We start from the raw sequence: 19835 nt of genomic DNA, 5'->3' as shown, positions 1-19835 counted from the left end.
CCCTATGAAAGGGACTATCTTTTTTAGTGTTTTACTCTTTCCCATCTAAAAGGCGACCAAGTCCACCTAAAACGCTGCCTTCACCGTTGCTTTGAGCTCCTGGGCTTGTCAGGCGTGCTGCTAAGCGGCTAAGTGTTAAGGACTGAATCCAAACAGTTCCAGGACCTTCTAGCGTTGCGAAGAATAAACCTTCGCCGCCAAATAGAGCCGTTTTTACTTTTCCTACGAATTCAATATCATAGTTAACGTCTTTTGTCATAGCAACGAGACAACCTGTATCAATACGGAGTTTTTCACCAGGTTTTAATTCACGTTTATAAACAGTTCCGCCAGCGTGCATGAAAGCAAGGCCATCACCTTCAAGTTTCTGCATGATGAAACCTTCACCACCGAAGAAACCACTACCTATTTTTTTCGTGAATTCAATACCGATAGAAACACCTTTTGCAGCGCAAAGAAATGCATCTTTTTGACAAACAACTTTTCCTTGGTATTCTGTTAAATCAACAGGAACGATCTTTCCTGGATAAGGAGCGGCGAATGAGACGTGACGTTTGCCATGACCTGTATTTGTAAATACAGTCATAAACATGCTTTCTCCCGTAACAAGACGCTTACCTGCACCCATTAATTTACCGAATAGACCACTAGATGGTCCAGAACCATCACCGAAAATCGTTTCCATTTCGATATGATCTTCCATCATCATCATTGCGCCAGCTTCAGCAATAACGCTTTCTTTTGGGTCTAATTCAATTTCAACAAACTGCATATCATCGCCATATAATTTATACTCGATTTCATGTGCTTGCATTTTTTCACCTCATCATATGTAGTAATTATATTGTACAGAAATTAAAGAAATTAGAATACTGTAGTTTTGTTAATTTTTGAATAAAAATAGAATAGGAATTTATGATGATAGTAGGGTTATAAAAAACGATGGGATGAAAGTGTTCTCATTTGACGTTTTGGATATGGCGTGATATAGTGGAGTCACTATTGAGCTACATAATGTGGTACGGAAATAAAGCACGTTGTATTAAAGGCTGTAAGCTTGTTATACATTCATGTCCTTTATATCCACCTTTTCATGTGGATTCATAGTTTCATTTTTATTTAGGAGGTACATGACATGCAAACAGGTAAAGTTAAATGGTTTAACGGCGAAAAAGGTTTTGGCTTCATCGAAGTTGAAGGCGGAGAAGACGTATTCGTACATTTCTCAGCTATCCAAGGCGAAGGCTTCAAAACTTTAGAAGAAGGTCAAGAAGTTTCTTTCGAAATCGTTGAAGGCAACCGCGGACCACAAGCAGCTAACGTTACAAAAAACTAATTAGCTAGCGAAAAAAAAGCATTCCGAATTTCGGAATGCTTTTTTTATTCTTTGGAACTGGACTCATTTGAAGATAATTCGCCTTTAAAGCTACGTTCTTCAAAGTCATCAAGCATTTGTTCATATTCTTCATGTTCTTCTGTAGCGAAAACTTGCGGATTTTTCCCATACATATCCGTACCGATAAAGTTTTCAAAATCCTCTACGTAGCCTACGTTTTCCTCACTATTTACGTACATGCCATTATAGTTTTTTGAATCTTGTCTTTCTAAGTCAGACGGTGTTTCGGACGTTCCGTAATTTGCGACATCTTGCCAAGCATCTTCTGCATCATACTCCACAGAACGATCTTCATCATGCTTGTGGAAAGAAGGAGCCAATACTTCTTCTTCAATGGGTCTCGTCTCCATATTTAACTTATTTGTAGTGTGCTGAATACACGTTGTAGCAGTTGGCATTGCTTCTAATCTTTCGAGCGGAATTTCTTCACCAGATACTTCACAAATCCCATACGTACCTGCTTCAATTTTTTGTAGTGCATGTTTCGTATCTTCTAGTTGTTTATGCCAAAATTCGATGAGCCCGAAATCTTTCTCACGTTCGTACAATTCTGTAGCCATATCACCTGGATGGTTGTCATAAGCGGATAATTCTCCCACTGAATCACGTTCAGAAGCACGGTCTGTATTCTCATGAGTTTGTAGTGTTTGTTCAACTTCTTGCTGTTGTTTTTCTAAAATAGATTTAAATTGATTTATTTGTTGTGGAGTTAACATAGTCGTCCACCTTCCTACAATTCAGTTTCTTTACATAGTATGAACGTTGGAGGTGGGAATTATGAGGTGAATTTTGGCTCGGAAGTCGGTAGATGAAAAAAGGAGCTGCGTAGGCAGCTCCTTTCTATAGGAAGTATCCAAGTAGTAATCCGATTCCCATTAGGAGACCGAAAATTGTATTTGTTTTTGCTGTTGCGATCATAGCAGGGACCATTTCCATTGGAATGCTTTTGCCGATAAAGCCTTTCGTCGCTTTAAATGCTTTCGGTACGCTTAAGAATACGATTAACATCCATGGAGATACGATGTTCACGATAATTAAAGCAACTGTCCAAATGTAGGAAACGATGAACATAGAAGCAAGTACACCAACTGCTCTCTCGCGTCCAACGAGAATCGCCAATGTTTTACGACCATTTTCTTTATCACCATCTAAATCACGAATATTGTTAGATAGTAAAATCGCACCGATTAAAATGGAGCTTGGGATAGATAATAAAATCACTTCAGATGTTACTGTTCCAGTTTGAATAAAGAATGAAATACCAATAATAATGACACCCATAAATAATCCTGCTGTAAGTTCTCCAAATGGTGTATAAGCAATTGGAATTGGGCCACCGGTGTAAAGGTAAGCAACGGCCATACAAATAAGACCGATTGCAGCAAGCCACCAGCTAGAGTTCATACAAATATAAACACCTAATAGCGTTGCGATACCTAAAAATCCGAATGCTAAGTTCAGTACTGTTTTTGGCTGAATACCATCGCGAACGATAGCGCCGCCGATACCAACTGAACCTTCGTGATCGAGTCCTCTTTTATAATCAAAGTATTCATTGAACATGTTTGTTGCTGCTTGAATGAGAAGACAAGCAAGAAGCATCATAAGGAAAAGAGGAAGATGTATTTGATTTATACCTCCGACCTGCATCGCATACGCTGTTCCGATGAAAACAGGAACGAAAGCGGCTGTTAATGTATGGGGACGTAGTAAACTCCACCAAATGCGCCAGCCTGTTTGTTTACTTGGCTTTGGCGCCGTAGGAGAGGAATTCGTTTTGACGTTCATTTCCATGTTGAATCCTCCTTAGGTCACATATTGTACACAATTAAGTGTAGAAAAAGCATCATTTAGTGTCAACTTTTATTTTCTAGGAAGAGAAGGTGGATTTCTCAGAAATGCTAAACGTTGACAGGCCTTTCGTTTGAGGTGTATCTTAAAATCAAGCGTAATTATGACTATTTTTCGCCCATAGGGGGGAGACAATTGTGATTCAAACGAAACAAAAAGGCTTGCAAGAAGTTCTGATTGCAGCCATTAAGCGTGCAACTAATAAAAAAACATTAGTTAGTTTTGTAAAACAAATAGACTGGGTGGATCCACTTCTGTTTTATGCAGCAGGAAAAAGGACTTCATTCGAAAATAGATGTTATTTTGCAGACCCAGCTCAGCATGTAATATTTGCAGGGATTGGTTCTGTTTTCACTATAGCAAATTCTTCTCATAAGCGCTTTCAAACCGCTCGCGACGAGTGGGAGAAAGTAAAAGAGAACGCATTTGTGCAAAGAGATGAATATGAATTTGGCACCGGTCCTCTTTTATTTGGTGGATTTTCATTTGATCCAGAAAAAGAGAAAACGGACTTATGGAAAGAATTTAAAGATACGACGTTTTCACTACCAGCATTTTTATTAACTGTAAAAAATGAAAAAGCATGGTTAACGATGAATACATTTGTTTCAGCAACAGATTGTGCAGACACTCTTTATAAGGAAATGATTTCTTTAGAAGAAAAGATTTTAACAGAGAGTAAATTTGCGCTAGAGGAATCAAAATTAACAGTTACTTCTAAAATGGAAGTTGATCCACAAGGCTGGATGAAGGCCATTGAGAAAGTACAAGGTGAGATGAAGCAGGGGAACGTGCAGAAGGTTGTATTAGCGAGGGAGTTAAAAGTAGAGATGAATCATCGCATTGATTCTGCTCTTGTTTTAGAAGCGCTTCGCATTGGCCAACCGGATTGTTACGTATTTTCTTTTGATTATAAAGGAGCATGCTTCTTAGGAGCGACGCCAGAACGATTAATTCGTAAGGAAAATGAGAAGTTTACGTCGATGTGCCTTGCTGGTTCAATTGGTCATGGTCATTCTATAGAAGAAAGTAAACAAAATGGTAATACGCTTCTTCATGATGAAAAGAATTTAGCTGAACACGGTTATGTTGTTAACATGATCCGATCGGTATTAAATGAGCACTGCGAATCTGTTAATATTCCGGAAAGTCCGGGTCTATTAACAACGAAAAACTTAATTCATTTATATACGCCCGTAGAAGCAAAAGGTGATGCGAGTCTTTTAACGATGGTAGAAGAACTGCATCCAACACCAGCTCTTGGCGGGACACCTCGTTTGGAAGCAATGAAATTGATTCGTGATGTGGAATTGTTAGACCGAGGATTGTACGGTGCGCCGATTGGCTTTATAGATGATGAAGGAAATGGTGAATTTGCGGTTGCACTTCGCTGCGGATTATTAAATGGCGAGAAAGCATCCTTATTTGCCGGTTGTGGGATTGTAATAGATTCAGTACCACAACTTGAATATGAAGAAACAAGTTTGAAGTTTAGACCGATGCTTGGTGCTTTGGAGGAATTAATGAAATGAACAATCATATAGAAGCATTATCATATTATTTAGGCGCGTTCGTGGATGAACTGACGCGTCTAAATGTATGTGATGTTGTCATTAGTCCAGGCTCACGGTCAACGCCGCTTGCTTTACTAATGGAACAACATGAAGGAATGAACACATATTTACATGTAGATGAAAGATCAGCAGGATTTTTTGCGCTTGGCATTGCAAAAGCAAAAAAACGTCCTGTTGCATTATTGTGTACGTCAGGAACGGCAGCAGCAAACTATTATCCAGCTGTATGTGAAGCTTTTCATTCACGAGTGCCACTTGTCGTCTTAACAGCAGATAGACCGCATGAATTAAGAGATGTGGGTGCACCACAAGCGATGAATCAATTTAATTTATACGGCACTTTTGTGAAGCAATTTACAGAGATGGCACTTCCAGAAGCAAGTGAAGCGATGTATCATTACGCTCGTATGACGACGCAGCGTACGATAGCAAGTGCGTGTTTAGCGCCGCAAGGACCTGTTCATCTCAATTTTCCAGTTCGCGAGCCGTTAATCCCAGATTTCTCATTAGAAAATCTATGGGATAAAGGGCGTGGTGAATATACAGGAGTAGTTCAGCAAGGGAACGTGACGATGCCGAGTGAATATGTAGAGTCTCTTGTAGGGCGCCTTTCACATATGGAAAAGGGGCTTATTATTTGTGGAGATGATAGTCATCCGAAACTCGCAGCATCGGCGATAGAACTAGCTGAGAAAACGGGATATCCAATATTAGCGGATCCACTTTCTAACATCCGTAGTGGACATCACGATAAAACGATGGTAATCGACTGTTATGATACATTTTTACGAAATGAACTATTAAAAGAAACGTGGAAGCCAGATGTGATTATTCGCTTTGGTGGTATGCCTGTTTCGAAAGCATTAACGCAGTTCATAAAAAAACAAACGAAAGCTATTCATATCGTTGTCGATGAATCAGGGCAATGGAGAGATCCAGCTCTTGTTGCGACAGAAGTAGTGCAGGCTGGTGACATTGAATTTTGCAGGGCATTAATAGAGAAAATACCAGCTACGAAAAAGAATGATTGGTTCGGAATGTGGCAACATATAAACGAAAAAACGAAGGAAACGCTTCGTGAGATGGAAACATATGATACCGCATTTGAAGGGAAAGTCATTACGGATATTGTACGCGTATTACCAGAAGGGGCAACATTATTTGCGAGTAACAGTATGCCAATTCGCGATACAGATTCATTCTTCTTCACATCGGATAAAAATATTCAAGTGATGGCAAATCGTGGTGTGAATGGTATTGATGGAATCGTTTCGACTGCTTTAGGAGCGAGCGTTATTTGTGATCCGCTCGTATTAGTCATTGGTGATTTATCATTCTATCATGATTTAAATGGCCTGTTAGCAGCGAAATTACACGAATTAAACATAACAATTGTCGTTGTAAATAATGACGGCGGTGGTATTTTCTCATTCTTACCACAGTATGAGAAAAAGGAACATTTCGAATCATTATTTGGAACACCAATTGGACTTGATTATGAGCATGTTGTCAAAATGTACGGCGGTTCATTTAGCCGTGTAAACGGCTGGGAGCAGTTCCGAGAAGAGGTACAAAAAGGAACGACGACAGACGGTTTACACGTTGTGGAAATTTGTACGAATCGTGATGAAAACTTAACATTGCACCGTACATTATGGGCTAAAACGATGGACGTAATTACTACATCTCTGCAAGGTGAATCACGATGAAAGTAACGCTGCAAGGTGTATCGTATGAATATGAAGTAGTCGGAAGCGGAGAACCACTTCTACTTCTTCATGGTTTTACGGGAAGCATAGAAACGTGGCGTCCTTTTATATCTTCATGGAGTGAGCAGTTTCAAATTATTGTAGTGGATCTTGTTGGGCACGGAAAGACCGAGAGTCCTGAAGATGTCACGCATTATGATATCCGGAATGTAGCGCTACAAATGAAAGAGCTACTAGATTACCTTCATATTGACAAAGCGCATATACTCGGCTATTCAATGGGCGGTAGACTGGCGATTACGATGGCATGCTTATATCCAGATTATGTACATTCTCTTTTATTAGAAAATTGTACAGCTGGACTTGAAAGTGAAGAGGATAGAAAAGAACGCCGTGAAAAAGATGAGCGACTTGCCGATAAAATTGAGCGAGAAGGCATCGAAAGTTTTGTATCAATGTGGGAAAATATTCCGCTGTTCGAAACGCAAAAACGTTTAGCTCCAAACTTACAAGAAGCGGTGCGAAAAGAACGACTTGCTAACAGTCCAAAAGGGCTTGCAAATAGCTTGCGCGGTATGGGAACAGGGGCCCAGCCTTCCTGGTGGCATAAGCTAGAACAGTTTAGTATGCCTGTTCTTTTAATGAACGGGGAATACGATGAAAAGTTCTTTCGCATATTAAAAAGCATTGAAAAATGCGTCCCTCACGCGAAATTTGTCAAAATTGATGGTGCTGGCCATGCAATTCATGTGGAACAACTGGAAAAGTTTGATACAATAGTAAAGGGATTTCTAAAAACTATGCAGTGATGCTTTTTTCATCTAAGAAGGAAGTTGCACTTGTAGAGGAGATCAGAAATATACAAGGAGGTAATAGTAATGGCTATTGAATGGGTAACAGAAGGCAATTACGAAGATATTATTTATTCAACATACAATGGTATCGCAAAGATTTCGATTAACCGCCCTGAAGTACATAACGCATTCCGTCCAAAAACGGTAATGGAGTTAATCAATGCATTTGCACACGCTCGTGATGATGCAAATGTTGGCGTTATCATTTTAACAGGTGAAGGTGGACGTGCATTCTGTTCTGGCGGCGACCAAAAAGTTCGCGGTCATGGTGGATATGTAGGTGAGGACCAAATCCCACGTCTAAACGTATTAGACTTACAACGTCTAATTCGCGCAATTCCTAAACCAGTTATCGCAATGGTAGCAGGTTATGCAATCGGTGGAGGACACGTACTTCATATCGTATGTGACTTAACAATCGCTGCAGACAACGCTGTATTCGGGCAAACAGGTCCTAAAGTAGGAAGCTTTGACGGTGGATACGGAGCTGGTTACTTAGCTCGTATGGTAGGTCACAAGAAAGCTCGCGAAATTTGGTACCTATGCCGTCAATACAACGCTCAGGAAGCGCTTGATATGGGCTTAGTAAACACAGTAGTACCATTAGAAGAGCTTGAAGCAGAAACAGTACAATGGGCACAAGAAATTTTAGCAAACAGCCCAATGGCACTTCGTTTCCTAAAAGCTGCATTCAACGCAGACACAGACGGTCTAGCTGGTATTCAACAACTAGCTGGAGACGCAACGTTATTGTACTACACAACTGACGAAGCAAAAGAAGGCCGCGACGCGTTCAAAGAAAAACGCACTCCGGACTTCGGTCAATTCCCTCGTTTCCCTTGATGAAAGCGAAGCCGACTGTTTAGCCCCGTTGGCTAAGGTTCTTTCGCACAGAAAGTGTTTTTTACTTTCTCGTGCGGAAGGTTCTTAGACGGAAGGGGCTAGGAGGCGCAGCTGGATGAGATCAAACCGGAAACAAAACAACTAAGAGACTTGATGTCATATCAAGTCTCTTTCTTTCATGAAAGGAGAATGGATGATGACGACGATGCCGAATTGGTTAAAGCAGCGTGCATTTTTAACACCAGATCGTACTGCAATTGAAATAGAGGAAGAGAAAGTTACTTTTATGCAGCTGCATGAAAAAGTGGTATCTGTTTGTGAGCACCTCACGCATGTAGGAGTGAAACGCGGGCAAAAGGTGGCTGTTCTGATGAAAAATGGTATGGAGATGATTACAGTAATTCACGCCCTATCGTACGTAGGGGCAGTAGCTGTACTTTTAAATACACGTCTTTCAAGAGAAGAGCTACTTTGGCAAATGGATGATGCTGAAGTTATTTGTTTAGTGACGGATCAAGATTTTGATGCTAAGGCTGTTCCTGTATATTCATTCGCTGAAGTGATGAATGGACCGAAGGCGGAGGCGGCTATACAAGAAGAATTCTCTTTAGAAGAAGCGATGACAATTATTTATACGTCTGGGACGACAGGAAAACCGAAAGGCGTTATTTTAACGTATGGAAATCACTGGGCAAGTGCAGTCGGTTCTTCGCTTAATTTAGGACTTCGTGATGATGATTGCTGGCTAGCTTGTATGCCGATGTTCCATGTTGGCGGGCTATCTCTTTTAATGAAAAACATTATGTACGGCATGCGCATTTTACTCGTTCCAAAGTATGATGCGGACTTTATTCATAAAGCACTTCAAACGAGAGGCGTAACGATTATTTCTGTCGTTTCTAAAATGTTAACCGATTTATTAGAACGACTTGGAGAAGGAACATATCCATCTTCTTTACGATGCATGTTACTTGGCGGAGGACCAGCGCCGAAACCGTTATTAGAAACGTGTGTAGAAAAAGGAATTCCTGTTTATCAAACGTACGGCATGACAGAAACATCATCGCAAATTTGTACGTTATCAGCAGATTACATGCTAACGAAAGTAGGATCAGCTGGAAAGCCACTATTTCAGTGTCAACTTCGTATTGAAAAAGACGGTGTAGTAGTGCCGCCGTTTGCGGAAGGCGAAATCGTAGTAAAGGGACCAAACGTAACAGGCGGTTACTTTAACCGTGAGGATGCGACGCGCGAGACTATTCAAAACGGATGGCTTCATACTGGTGACCTCGGTTATTTAGATGAAGAAGGATTTTTATACGTATTAGATCGCCGCAGCGATTTAATTATTTCTGGCGGAGAAAATATATATCCGGCTCAAATTGAAGAAGTGTTGCTTTCTCATCCCGCGGTAGTGGAAGCTGGTGTTGTCGGTATGGCTGATGAAAGATGGGGACAAGTACCGGCTGCTTTTGTTGTCAAAAGCGGAGAGGTAACAGAAGAAGAGATACTTCATTTTTGCGAAGAGAAATTAGCGAAATATAAAGTGCCGAAGAAAGCATGTTTCTTAGAGGAATTACCACGAAATGCTTCGAAGAAATTGTTAAGACGAGAGTTAAGACAATTACTGGAGGAGATGTAAGTGGAAATAAAAAAAGCGACCCTTTATATAACAGAAATGCCACTCGTCATCCCGTTTGCTGCAAGCTACGGGACTTATGAAAAGCGTGAGAGTATCGTTGTTGAATTAGAAGATACGGACGGGTACATTGGATTTGGCGAAGTTGTTGCGTTTTCTGAACCGTGGTATACGGAAGAAACGGTGAAGACTGCGCTGCATGTACTACAAGATTTTTTATTACCTGATTTATTAAAGGCTGAAATTTCTCATCCAACTGAGGTACCGTCTTTATTCCAGCATATAAAAAGAAACCGAATGGCAAAGGGCGGAATAGAAGGAGCTGTTTGGGATTTATATGCGAAGCGTCAAAAGAAATCGTTAGCGACCTTACTTGGCGGAACGAAGCCTGAAATCGAAGTCGGTGTTGTGATCGGGATCAATACGATTTCGGTTATGTTAAAACAAATCGAGAAGTACGCGGAAGAAGGATACGAGCGTTTTAAAGTGAAAATAAAGCCAGAGCATGATTATGAGTTATTGAAAGAGATTCGTAAAGAGTTCCCGAATATCCCGTTAATGGCTGATGCGAATTCAGCATACACATTGGCTGATGCAGAAAAATTAAAACGGTTAGATGAATTTCAATTAATGATGATTGAACAACCGTTAGCGGATTATGATTTTCTTGATCATGCACAACTGCAAAAGAAAATTGAAACGCCGATTTGTTTAGACGAAAGCATCCATAGTTTAGAAGATGCGCGCGTTGCGATTACGCTTGGTAGTTGCCAGATTGTGAATATTAAACCAGGGCGAGTAGGCGGATTAACTGAGTCGGTTCAAATTCATAATTATTGTATGGAGCATAACATACCCGTTTGGTGCGGCGGTATGGTAGAGATGGGGATTTCACGAGCGCAAAATGTTGCGCTTGCTTCATTGCCAAACTTTACAATTCCAGGAGATATATCAGCTTCTAGTAGACATTGGGAGAGGGATATTATTTCACCGGAAGTGATGCTTGAGGGCGGGAAAGTGATTGTGCCGCAAAGTATGGCCGCTGAGTATGAAGTGAACCGCGGGAGATTAGAAGAAATCACAAAGCAGCGGATTGTGTTTGAGAGATAAGTTTGTCACTTTGTGTCGATAAGTCGATATTCCTTATCGGAACGTCGATATAATTCAAGGTGTGTTCGATATATTCGATTTTGCGTCGATATAATTTGAGTTATGTTCGATATAGTTCACTTTGCGTCGATATAATTTTATTTACTAAGGTTACTCTCATGAGTAACCTTTTTGTATTGTACAAATGGGATAGACTAGTTTACAATCGAGCGTCTATACACGTTAAATGATGCGCCATATATTCATTATACGTACTATTTCTCAGCGCAAATGGCGGAACATATATCGTTATCACCAATCGTACTGGCTTTCATGGTAGCCGGTTTAATTCGAATAGCGACCGAATCAGCTAGTAGCATTAACGACAGCGGCAGGAATTATTTCGCCGGTTATTCAGCACATGTCTGGTGTGAATTTAGAGTTACTTGTTATTGCAACCGGAGCAGGCTCATTAATGTTTTCTCACGTAAACGATGCAGGGTTCTGGCTTGTAAAAGAGTATTTAGGTTTGACGGTGAAGGAACCGTTATTATCATTTATTGCATTTGGTTTTGCCCTTGTATTGAATATGTTTTTTTAAAGGATACCTTATAATAGGTATCTTTTTTTGAGCAAGCCCATTTCCAAAAACAAGCCCGTTTTTTAGAAAGCCAAGCTTCTTATTCGCCCTGAAAACATACTATAAATGGAATCCCCTCATTTAGAGCAAGGTGAACTTGTTATGAATGATACTAAAGGAGGAATAGAGTAATGAGCGAAAAGTGTGAACACAGACATGATGATTGTCACCGCAGACATGGAGGCGGTTTTGCGCTTCTAATCGTATTGTTTATTTTATTAATCATTATCGGTGCTAGCTGCTTCGGCGGTGGCGGTGGTTGTGGTTACGGCGGTTATGGTGGATATGGCGGCGGCTATGGTGGATACTGCTGCTAATTATTAAAAACTATTGAAAATGGCCTTGTGCGTATTGCACAAGGCCATTTTATTCATATTTTTATATGCTGTGATAATTTATTAATGTACAGAGAACGGATTAAGAAGAAGAAAATAATCTCGATAATTCCGAACAAAGTAAGTATAATCACTAATTCTTTTAATAAAGAGAAAGAGAACATGCTTTGTAAAAACTGAATCGCAAATATTGTATGAATACCAGCAACGATATAAGGAATGAAAAATAAAATTCCTAATTGAATCGTTGCAGAACGAAACATTTCTGATTCTGTTAAGCCGAGTTTTGTAATTGTAATGTACTTTTGTTTTTCAGTTGTTAAATCATTATACATACGGAAGTATAAAACACTGGCTGCCCCGATAAAGAAAATAAAGCCGAGAAATGTCCAAATAAAGAAAGTAGCAATTGAATTTCCTTTACTGTAGTTTAGAGTATCAGCAGCTGTATAAATATCAAATGGGGCGCGAGGTGCAGTTTTCCTATCTTTATATGCCTCATAGAATCTATCTGTATCATTCCAAATATGTTTTAATATATTTTTCGTCGGAACAATTGCACTTTCCCAATTTTCAACGAAGTAGTTATAAACTGTGGTCGTTTCAATATGAGGAATCATATTATTAAATGCATAATCTTGTACAACAATTATATGTGGGAATGCATAGGCTGGTTCGATCCCTTTATTAATAAATCCTTTAATATGAAATTCCTTTTTATTAGATCCGAGTGTAATTGTATTTTGTTTTACAAATGGATTTGATACAAGATTTAAGAGTTCTGGCGAGTAACGAGAAATAATATAAACTTGTGTAGAATCAAGGGTTATTTCCGGTCTCTGTAATTGTTTCGCAAGTGTGTTATAGTCACTCATTGTCATAAGAGTAATGTCTTCTTTTAAAGCTGTATCTTGTAACACTGTGAACTTATGCTTATTGTATTGAAAATTAGCATTTGTAAGCTCCGTTTCAATTGTAGTAATGTGCTTTTGTTCAAATGGATTTTCACCTTTGGACGTATATGTGAAGGGGAAAGGATATTGTTCTAATGTCGATGCTTTCGTATTATTATTAGCAGCAAATAGCCCAATAATAATTGTAAATGCAAGTGCTGACAACATAGAAACGATAAAGAGCACATTAATATTACTACGCGTACGGCTAGCTAAATCTGAAATCCATAACATGTTTATTTGTTTCATATAAAACTTTCTCCGCTTTTTTAAGATAAAGATAAAGAGGAGGAATGTTTGTGAAAAGAATAAATATGTCCCGACTACTACGAGCGGTAAAATGGATAAAATAATAAGGTATACAGAGCCGTTTTGTACATTTTTTTCTGTGACGTAGCTTTGTGGATAACCGGCGATATAATAGCATAGCCCTAAACAAATTAAGGCAAACAATGAAATGAGTATAGACGGCCTTTTTTCGTCTTTTTCCTTTTTATTATTTTTAATTAATCGAGTTGTTTTACGAGTACGAATGAACATCGGTGTAAATGTAGAAACGATGAAAAATAAAATAATAAAAATTACTGTTGTAACGATAATTGCTTCTGTTGGCCAATATAAATAGAGGCCTTTTGCATTTGTTAATTTAGAAGTAACGAGTAAGAAAAAGTTAGAAAACACAAGACCGCCTTGAATACCTGCAAAAATAGCGAGCATTCCAATGATCATATTTTCAGTAAACAAAAGCCGTTTTAATTGTTTTTGAGATATACCGAGAACAGTTAAAACGCCAAATTGTTGTTTTCGTACATTTAAAAATGTCCCGATAGAATATAAGAGAAAGAAGAACGAGAACAAAACGATAACAAATTGTGCCATGCCAGCTAAGTCCATGAGCGGATCTTGTTCATGCAATTGATTCATAATTTGTAACCGCGGATGATACGCGTATACAGTAAATGAAAAGAAAACCATGATAGAAAACGCACTACTTACAAAGTAGGCGAAATATGCTTTTGAATTACGCGAGACATTTTTAAATGCAAATTGCCAAAATGTCATCCACGTCTTCCTCCTAATAAGGCTAAAACATCTAATATTTCTTGATAAAATTTCTCACGGTACAATCCGCGGTGCAGTTCATTGTAAAGTTCTCCATCTTTAATGAAAATAACACGGTTACAATAACTTGCTGCAAATGGATCGTGCGTAACCATTAAAATCGTTGCATCTTCTTCTTTGTTTAGCTTCGTAAAGAGCTCCATTACATCTATAGCTGCTTTGGAGTCCAAGTTTCCTGTCGGTTCATCAGCGAGTAAAAGAGAAGGGTGATGAATAACGGCACGTGCCACAGCAGTACGCTGTGCTTGTCCACCTGACACTTCAAAAATACGCTTATTTAAAATGTGATCAATTCCTAGCTTTTTTGAGATATTATCGAGTTTTTGATCCATTTCTTTTAAAGGAACATTATCTAATGTTAAAGGTAGTACGATATTTTCACCGATTGTTAGTGTATCTAGTAGGTTAAAGTTTTGGAAAACAAATCCTAACTCTTGGCGGCGGAAAATAGCTAATTTCTCTCTACGAAATGTATGTGGTTTTTTTCCGTTAATAACGACATCACCAGAAGTAGGAGAATCAATTGTGGAAATAACGTTTAAAAACGTAGATTTACCACTTCCAGACGGCCCCATGATCGCAACGAATTCACCTTTATCGACGTGTAAATTTATATTTTTTAAAGCGGTATGAGGGACTTTCCCCTCATACACTTTTGATACGTTTTTAATGTGTAATACTTCTTCCATAGTAATCACCTTTCTATTTCTTAAAACTTAATGTGTTGTGATAATTTTTGCATATAAAAGGAACGAATTAAAAGGAAAAATAGAATTTCAACTGTTCCAAAGATTACAAGTACAACCGTAATCTCAGCGAATAATGAGAGATTCAATATTTCTTGCAACATCTTTGTCGCAAACATCGTATGAATCGATGCCATAATGTAAGGAACAAAGAAAAGAATCGCAAGTTGAATGGTAGCAGATTGTTTCATCTCATCTTCTGTTAAGCCAATTTTCGTAACCGTTATATACTTTTCTTGCTCATTTGTTAAATCTGTATACATGCGGAAGTAAAGAACACTACCAGCACCGATAAAGAAAATAACGCCAAGGAAAGTTCCGATTAAGAAAAAGGAAGATACATTTAGTTTTGTTTCGTATAGTGAGTTGCTCGCTTCACTTGCATGAAACGGCGGGTGTTCTGCTTGAATCGCTGCATTGTCGTTATTGATTTTTGTTATAAACGCTGAGCCAATATTATATGCTTTTTCCCAATCTAGAACTTTGAAGCTATATACACTCATTTGTTTCGAAATAGATGATAATGCTTCTACATTTTCATCAGATAGTACGAGTAAGTGTGATATTAAACTATTTGGGAAAGGGTTATAACTTTTATATTCTTTCACTTGTAGCTGTAAAGAGTTTTGAGAAAGCGTAAGAGTATTTTTCTTTTCTTTATCATAAATGGTTCCAATGAATTGATCATCTATGTCTTTAATAAGGATATAAGATTCATTATTCTTCACGTTGAGATGTTCCCAGTTTAACGCCTTAGCAAGTATATTATAGTCACTTTGTTTAATGGCATAATAGGGCTGCGTGTTCTCTTCTGCTGAAGATACTTCATATATATCCGTTTTAAATTTTGTATAAGTAAAGTGCTCTTCATTAAATTTTTGCTCTAACCAGTTTAAATGTTGATCAGCTAACGTATTTTCAGTATGAGATAAATACGTAAACGGGAAAGGGTTTTGCCTAATTTCATCAAACTTTGTAAATTTCCCGAATCCATATAAGAATGTAATCATTGTGAAAGCGAGCGTTGATAGCATCGCTACAATAAAGAGCATATTAATATTTGTTCGAATTCTTGTTGCTAAATCGGAAATCCAAAGCATATTAATTCGCTTCATATAAAACGTTCTTCGTGTTTTTAATATACGAATGAGCAAGAGACTAATTTGTGAAAAGAAAAAATATGTTCCAGCTGCAATGAGTGATGGAATGACAAATATACTAGAGATGGCGTACAAAATTCCAATTATGTCACCTAGCGACATAAAATACAGCGGATTTGCTGCTAACGCATATCCAGATAGTAAACATATCGCGCCAAATAGAGAAATAAGTACAGATGCTTTTTTTTCTTTATGTTGTTTCCCTTCTTTTAAAAGTCGTACAGCTTTTCTCGTACGGATGAGCATCGGCGTAAAGGACGATACGAGAATAAAGAGTCCGAGAAAGATTACCGTTGTTAAAATAATAGCTGCTGTAGGCCAATATAAATATAAACCAGGTACATGTGTAATTTTGGCGGTAACTAATAAAAAGAACTGTGAAAAAACGAGTCCAAGTTGAATGCCGAAAAATATGGAAAGAACACCGATTAACATATTTTCTATAAATATGAGTCGTTTTAATTGTTTTTGAGATATACCAAGTACAGTTAAAATCCCGAACTGTTTTTTTCGTACTTTTAAGAAAGTACCAATCGAATATAGTAAAAAGAAAAATGAAAAGAACACAATGACAACTTCTGAAATTGTCATTAATATGCTTAGAGCATAATTCACGTCTGTCGTATGCAATTTAGGGTGAAATAAATAAACTGCAAATGAGAAGAAAATCGCAATGGAAAACGCACTGCTTACAAAATAGGCGAAATAAGCTCTGGCGTTCCTTGTGACGTTTTTAAATGCAAACTGCCAAAATGTCATTCACCTAAACCTCCTAATAGAGTAAAGATGAAAAGAGTATAAGAGATACTCCTTTCATCAAGTTTGCTTTAAATATTTTGTCCATTCGTATATTGTGATAACTTTTGCATATAAAGCGAACGAATGAATAAGAAAAAGAGGATTTCAACTACGCCAAAAATAATAAGAACGGCTGAAATTTCTTTGAATAACGATAAACCAATTACATCTTGTAGCATTTTTGTCGCGAACATTGTATGAATGGATGCCATAATATACGGAACGAAAAATAAAATGCTAAGTTGAATGGTTGCAGATCGTTTCATCTCTAAATCTGTTACACCGATTTTAGAAATCGTTATATACTTCTCTTGTTCATTCGTTAAATCGGTATACATTCTAAAGTAAAGAACGCTACCAGCTCCAATGAAGAAGATAACCCCTAAGAATGTCCCAATTAGGAAGTATGCGGCACTTCCTGATGTGATTTTATATAATGAGCTTGCTGATTCAAAGTAGCGAATGAGAGCCCCTTCGTGCTGAGAATTCTGTCGGTCTTTTTGTATTTTTTGTATAAAATCATCGGCAATTTTATACGTCTGTTCCCAGTTTTGTATTTTGTAATTGTACGCTGATATATGTATTGTTGTATTTGGTAAGTTGTTTATAACAGCGTCAGGTACAACCAACGTTTGATAGGAAAAACTAGATGGAATTGCATTGACAGGTTCATAGCCTTTTACTCGTAATTTCGTATTTGTACTAGAGAGTGTAATGTAATCTCTGTGGTAGCTTTGCTCAAATTCGTTGAATATAGTGATATAAGATGTCCCATTTAAAACATATGCTTCGTTATCATCTATGAATAGTTGTTTCATTCGTAAAGAATCTGCAAGTTTGTTATAGTCACTTTGCTTAATTGCGTATACGTCATTATAAATAGCTATATCTTTATCTTCTTGTAGTGGTGCTTCATATATATCAACTTTTATTTTCTCATAAGGAAAATGCTCTTTTTGTAATTGTCGCTCAAGCCAATTTAAATGCTCTGTAACAAAAGGATTCGCATCATAAGAAAAATAAGAAATTGGGAAAGGAGAAGTTCTACTAACCTCTAGTTTAATAAATTTCCCGAACCCATATAGGAACGTAATCATCGTAAAAGCTACAGTAGATAGCATCGCCACAATAAAAAGCATATTAATATTCGTTCGAATACGGCTTGCTAAATCAGAAATCCAAAGCATATTAATCCGTTTCATATAAAACTTTCTTCTCGTTTTTAAAATATAAATAAGTAAAAAACTAATTTGCGAAAAGAAAAAATATGTTCCAATTGTAACAAGTGTTGGAATCACGAAAATACTTGAAACCATATATATAACACCTATTTGTGGGCTTACTGATACGAAGTATTTAGGATTTCCAGCTAAAGCATAGCCGCCTAATAAACAAATTGCACCAAATAAAGAGATAAATATGGATGGTTTTCTTTCTTTTTGTTTTCCACCATTTGCTTTTAAAAGGTGTACCGTTTTTTTTGTACGAATAAGCATGGGTGTGAATGCAGATACAATGATAAAAAGACTAAGAAAAACGATGATTGTTAAAATAATCGCGTTAGTAGGCCAGTATAAATATATACCTGGTACGTGCGTAATTTTCGCTGTCACTAATAAGAAAAATTGCGAAAAGACAAGCCCAAACTGCATGCCGAAAAAGATAGATAAAATACCAATTAACATATTTTCCGTAAAAACGAGACGATGTAATTGCTTTTTCGATATACCTAAAATGGTTAAAATCCCAAATTGTTTTTTTCGAACTTTTAAAAATGATCCGATTGAATATAGTAAAAAGAAGAAAGAGAACAATACAATGACGACTTCTGAAAAAATCATTAATCCTGAAATTTCAGAGATCATACTGAAATTTTGTAATTTCGGATGGAATAAATAAACGGCAAACGAAAAGAAAACAGCAATTGAAAAGGCACTGCTTAAAAAGTAGGCAAAATAAGCTCTTGAGTTGCGCGTTACATTTTTAAATGCAAATTGCCAAAATGTCATAATATGTGCCTCCCGTTAGAAGGCCAATATGTAGTTTTATTGCAAAAAATGTATGAGAGTAAGTTCTCATACATTTTGCTAGCATATGTTACGATCATGCTTCGGTCACCTTCTCCGTATTTTCTGCTTGATTATTTGCAGCGTTGTGGAAGATGATTTTAATCGTCGTTCCTTTACCAACTTCAGAATCTAGTTTGACAGAGTGACCTAAATAATCACAAATTTTACTTACAATATAAAGTCCCATACCAGTAGATTCTCCGAACGTACGACCATTTTTCCCAGTGTAAAATGGTTCAAATACTCTTCGAATATCTTCTTGCGGAATACCTACGCCTTCATCACGAACTTCTAAAATGATATCTTTTCCGTTTCGATAAGCAGATAAGAACACTTTCTTTCCACGCTCACCAGAATAACGAACAGCATTTGTCATTAACTGATAGATGATGAATTTTAGCCATTTTGCATCAGAAACAACCTTTAAATCAGAATGTACTTCTAAAACAGGGAAAACGCCATTACGGATAAATAGTTCTTTTAGGCCGTTAATATTTTTTGTTACAGTATCTTTTACTGAAATCGTCTCGACATGGAAGTCTTCATGGAAGTTATTTAATCTTGCCATGTATAAAGCCATATCAAGCCCTTGGTTTAGACGATCTAATTCCTGTTTAAACTTTGGAATTAAATGTTCATCTTCCATTTCGAGCACCATAAGTTGCATGACGGAAACAGGTGTCTTCATTTGATGCACCCAGTGATTAATAAATAATTGATGTTCTTGTTGTTTTACTTCGTACGATTGTAGTTCTTTTTGGAAGAGACGGTACTGCGTACGCACGAGTTCATTTACACCGTGAGGCATCGGAGCGCTCGCCCTTTCAATAAATGCGTCTTCCATTTTTTCAGGCGGCTCACTTAATCTATGGTACATTCTACGATTGCGAACGTAACGGTAAGCGAGGAAGCAAATAAATAAGTATAAGCTTAAAACAACGAAGTAAAACTTATTATTTTGGAATCCATCTACTGCATCATAGAGAACGAAAATAATTCCGAAGTTTAATACATATAGTAGAAAAAATGCAAAATGATCACGTAAAAATAGCTTCAT

Annotated in this window: 16 protein-coding genes and 2 pseudogenes; 10 read left to right on the top strand and 8 right to left on the bottom strand. The window is 37.6% G+C overall.

Annotation, left to right across the window (positions count from 1 at the left end):
* Window positions 1-31: 31 nt before the first annotated feature.
* The gene (locus COC96_RS14235) at window positions 32-814 is read right to left on the bottom strand and encodes a TIGR00266 family protein (protein WP_098269462.1); all 783 of its coding nucleotides are present in this window, start codon (window positions 812-814) and stop codon (window positions 32-34) included.
* A 321-nt stretch (window positions 815-1135) separates the two neighbouring features.
* Between COC96_RS14235 and cspD the strand changes: the two genes are divergently transcribed.
* The gene (gene cspD, locus COC96_RS14230; RefSeq protein ID WP_001193053.1) at window positions 1136-1336 is read left to right on the top strand and encodes a cold-shock protein CspD; all 201 of its coding nucleotides are present in this window, start codon (window positions 1136-1138) and stop codon (window positions 1334-1336) included.
* 44 nt (window positions 1337-1380) lie between these two features.
* Here the strand turns inward: cspD and COC96_RS14225 are convergent, their stop codons facing one another.
* Both COC96_RS14225 and COC96_RS14220 read right to left on the bottom strand, forming a co-directional pair.
* Window positions 1381-2112: a yteA family sporulation protein gene (locus COC96_RS14225; protein ID WP_098269461.1), complete on the bottom strand. Its 732-nt coding sequence runs from the start codon at window positions 2110-2112 to the stop codon at window positions 1381-1383.
* Between the two features lie 124 nt (window positions 2113-2236).
* A complete protein-coding gene (locus COC96_RS14220; protein ID WP_097904758.1) occupies window positions 2237-3190 on the bottom strand; it encodes a 1,4-dihydroxy-2-naphthoate polyprenyltransferase in 954 nt (317 codons plus the stop codon).
* A 194-nt stretch (window positions 3191-3384) separates the two neighbouring features.
* Between COC96_RS14220 and COC96_RS14215 the strand changes: the two genes are divergently transcribed.
* From COC96_RS14215 to COC96_RS14180, 9 genes and pseudogenes are all read left to right on the top strand, one after another.
* Window positions 3385-4779: an isochorismate synthase gene (locus COC96_RS14215; RefSeq protein WP_098269460.1), complete on the top strand. Its 1395-nt coding sequence runs from the start codon at window positions 3385-3387 to the stop codon at window positions 4777-4779.
* Window positions 4776-6530 (top strand): 2-succinyl-5-enolpyruvyl-6-hydroxy-3-cyclohexene-1-carboxylic-acid synthase, encoded by a 1755-nt coding sequence (gene menD / locus COC96_RS14210; RefSeq protein WP_098269459.1) that lies wholly within the window; start codon window positions 4776-4778, stop codon window positions 6528-6530. Before COC96_RS14215 ends, menD begins: the two co-directional genes overlap by 4 nt.
* Window positions 6527-7339, top strand: coding sequence for a 2-succinyl-6-hydroxy-2,4-cyclohexadiene-1-carboxylate synthase (gene menH / locus COC96_RS14205; RefSeq protein ID WP_098768943.1), 813 nt, complete (start codon window positions 6527-6529; stop codon window positions 7337-7339). Before menD ends, menH begins: the two co-directional genes overlap by 4 nt.
* Before the next feature lie 69 nt (window positions 7340-7408).
* On the top strand, window positions 7409-8227 hold the full coding sequence (gene menB, locus COC96_RS14200; protein ID WP_098269457.1) for a 1,4-dihydroxy-2-naphthoyl-CoA synthase: 819 nt from the start codon (window positions 7409-7411) through the stop codon (window positions 8225-8227).
* A gap of 196 nt (window positions 8228-8423) precedes the next feature.
* The gene (locus COC96_RS14195; RefSeq protein ID WP_176538821.1) at window positions 8424-9869 is read left to right on the top strand and encodes an o-succinylbenzoate--CoA ligase; all 1446 of its coding nucleotides are present in this window, start codon (window positions 8424-8426) and stop codon (window positions 9867-9869) included.
* Window positions 9870-10976 (top strand): o-succinylbenzoate synthase, encoded by a 1107-nt coding sequence (gene menC / locus COC96_RS14190; protein WP_098269455.1) that lies wholly within the window; start codon window positions 9870-9872, stop codon window positions 10974-10976.
* Window positions 10977-11174: 198 nt separating this feature from the next.
* Window positions 11175-11252, top strand: a pseudogene (locus tag COC96_RS27575) (GntR family transcriptional regulator); the annotation flags it as partial.
* Window positions 11241-11556, top strand: a pseudogene (locus COC96_RS14185) (GntT/GntP/DsdX family permease); the annotation flags it as partial. The pseudogenes COC96_RS27575 and COC96_RS14185, both read left to right, overlap by 12 nt.
* 170 nt (window positions 11557-11726) lie before the next feature.
* Entirely contained in the window at window positions 11727-11912 is a 186-nt protein-coding gene (locus COC96_RS14180; protein ID WP_097904751.1) for a YjcZ family sporulation protein, read from the top strand.
* Window positions 11913-11965: 53 nt separating this feature from the next.
* On the opposite strand, the gene COC96_RS14175 is transcribed toward COC96_RS14180, so the two are convergent.
* From COC96_RS14175 to COC96_RS14155, 5 genes are all read right to left on the bottom strand, one after another.
* Window positions 11966-13945 carry an ABC transporter permease gene (locus COC96_RS14175; protein WP_098269454.1) on the bottom strand — a complete coding sequence of 660 codons (1980 nt, stop codon included), beginning with the start codon at window positions 13943-13945 and terminating at the stop codon, window positions 11966-11968.
* On the bottom strand, window positions 13942-14694 hold the full coding sequence (locus COC96_RS14170; RefSeq protein WP_098269453.1) for an ABC transporter ATP-binding protein: 753 nt from the start codon (window positions 14692-14694) through the stop codon (window positions 13942-13944). Before COC96_RS14170 ends, COC96_RS14175 begins: the two co-directional genes overlap by 4 nt.
* 20 nt (window positions 14695-14714) lie before the next feature.
* Window positions 14715-16670: an ABC transporter permease gene (locus tag COC96_RS14165; protein ID WP_098768942.1), complete on the bottom strand. Its 1956-nt coding sequence runs from the start codon at window positions 16668-16670 to the stop codon at window positions 14715-14717.
* Between the two features lie 68 nt (window positions 16671-16738).
* Window positions 16739-18718: an FtsX-like permease family protein gene (locus COC96_RS14160; RefSeq protein ID WP_098269451.1), complete on the bottom strand. Its 1980-nt coding sequence runs from the start codon at window positions 18716-18718 to the stop codon at window positions 16739-16741.
* A 94-nt stretch (window positions 18719-18812) separates the two neighbouring features.
* Entirely contained in the window at window positions 18813-19835 is a 1023-nt protein-coding gene (locus COC96_RS14155) for a sensor histidine kinase (RefSeq protein ID WP_098269450.1), read from the bottom strand.

Origin of the sequence: Bacillus cereus, from assembly GCF_002577405.1 — a bacterium.
GTDB classification, from domain to species: Bacteria; Bacillota; Bacilli; order Bacillales; family Bacillaceae_G; genus Bacillus_A; species Bacillus_A cereus_AU.
Note: the sequence above shows the minus strand (reverse complement) of the source record. Positions and strands in the feature narration are given on the sequence as shown.

Excerpts from the sequence above, each read along its gene's own strand:
- COC96_RS14225 (WP_098269461.1), bottom strand. The coding sequence starts at position 2,112 with ATGTTAACTCCACAACAAATAAATCAATTTAAATCTATTTTAGAAAAA.
- cspD (WP_001193053.1), top strand. The coding sequence starts at position 1,136 with ATGCAAACAGGTAAAGTTAAATGGTTTAACGGCGAAAAAGGTTTTGGC.
- menD (WP_098269459.1), top strand. The coding sequence starts at position 4,776 with ATGAACAATCATATAGAAGCATTATCATATTATTTAGGCGCGTTCGTG.
- COC96_RS14165 (WP_098768942.1), bottom strand. The coding sequence starts at position 16,670 with ATGACATTTTGGCAGTTTGCATTTAAAAACGTCACAAGGAACGCCAGA.
- COC96_RS14175 (WP_098269454.1), bottom strand. The coding sequence starts at position 13,945 with ATGACATTTTGGCAATTTGCATTTAAAAATGTCTCGCGTAATTCAAAA.
- menH (WP_098768943.1), top strand. The coding sequence starts at position 6,527 with ATGAAAGTAACGCTGCAAGGTGTATCGTATGAATATGAAGTAGTCGGA.
- COC96_RS14220 (WP_097904758.1), bottom strand. The coding sequence starts at position 3,190 with ATGGAAATGAACGTCAAAACGAATTCCTCTCCTACGGCGCCAAAGCCA.
- COC96_RS14180 (WP_097904751.1), top strand. The coding sequence starts at position 11,727 with ATGAGCGAAAAGTGTGAACACAGACATGATGATTGTCACCGCAGACAT.
- COC96_RS14235 (WP_098269462.1), bottom strand. The coding sequence starts at position 814 with ATGCAAGCACATGAAATCGAGTATAAATTATATGGCGATGATATGCAG.
- COC96_RS14155 (WP_098269450.1), bottom strand. The coding sequence starts at position 19,835 with ATGAAGCTATTTTTACGTGATCATTTTGCATTTTTTCTACTATATGTA.
- COC96_RS14160 (WP_098269451.1), bottom strand. The coding sequence starts at position 18,718 with ATGACATTTTGGCAATTTGCATTTAAAAATGTAACGCGCAACTCAAGA.
- COC96_RS14195 (WP_176538821.1), top strand. The coding sequence starts at position 8,424 with ATGACGACGATGCCGAATTGGTTAAAGCAGCGTGCATTTTTAACACCA.
- COC96_RS14170 (WP_098269453.1), bottom strand. The coding sequence starts at position 14,694 with ATGGAAGAAGTATTACACATTAAAAACGTATCAAAAGTGTATGAGGGG.
- menB (WP_098269457.1), top strand. The coding sequence starts at position 7,409 with ATGGCTATTGAATGGGTAACAGAAGGCAATTACGAAGATATTATTTAT.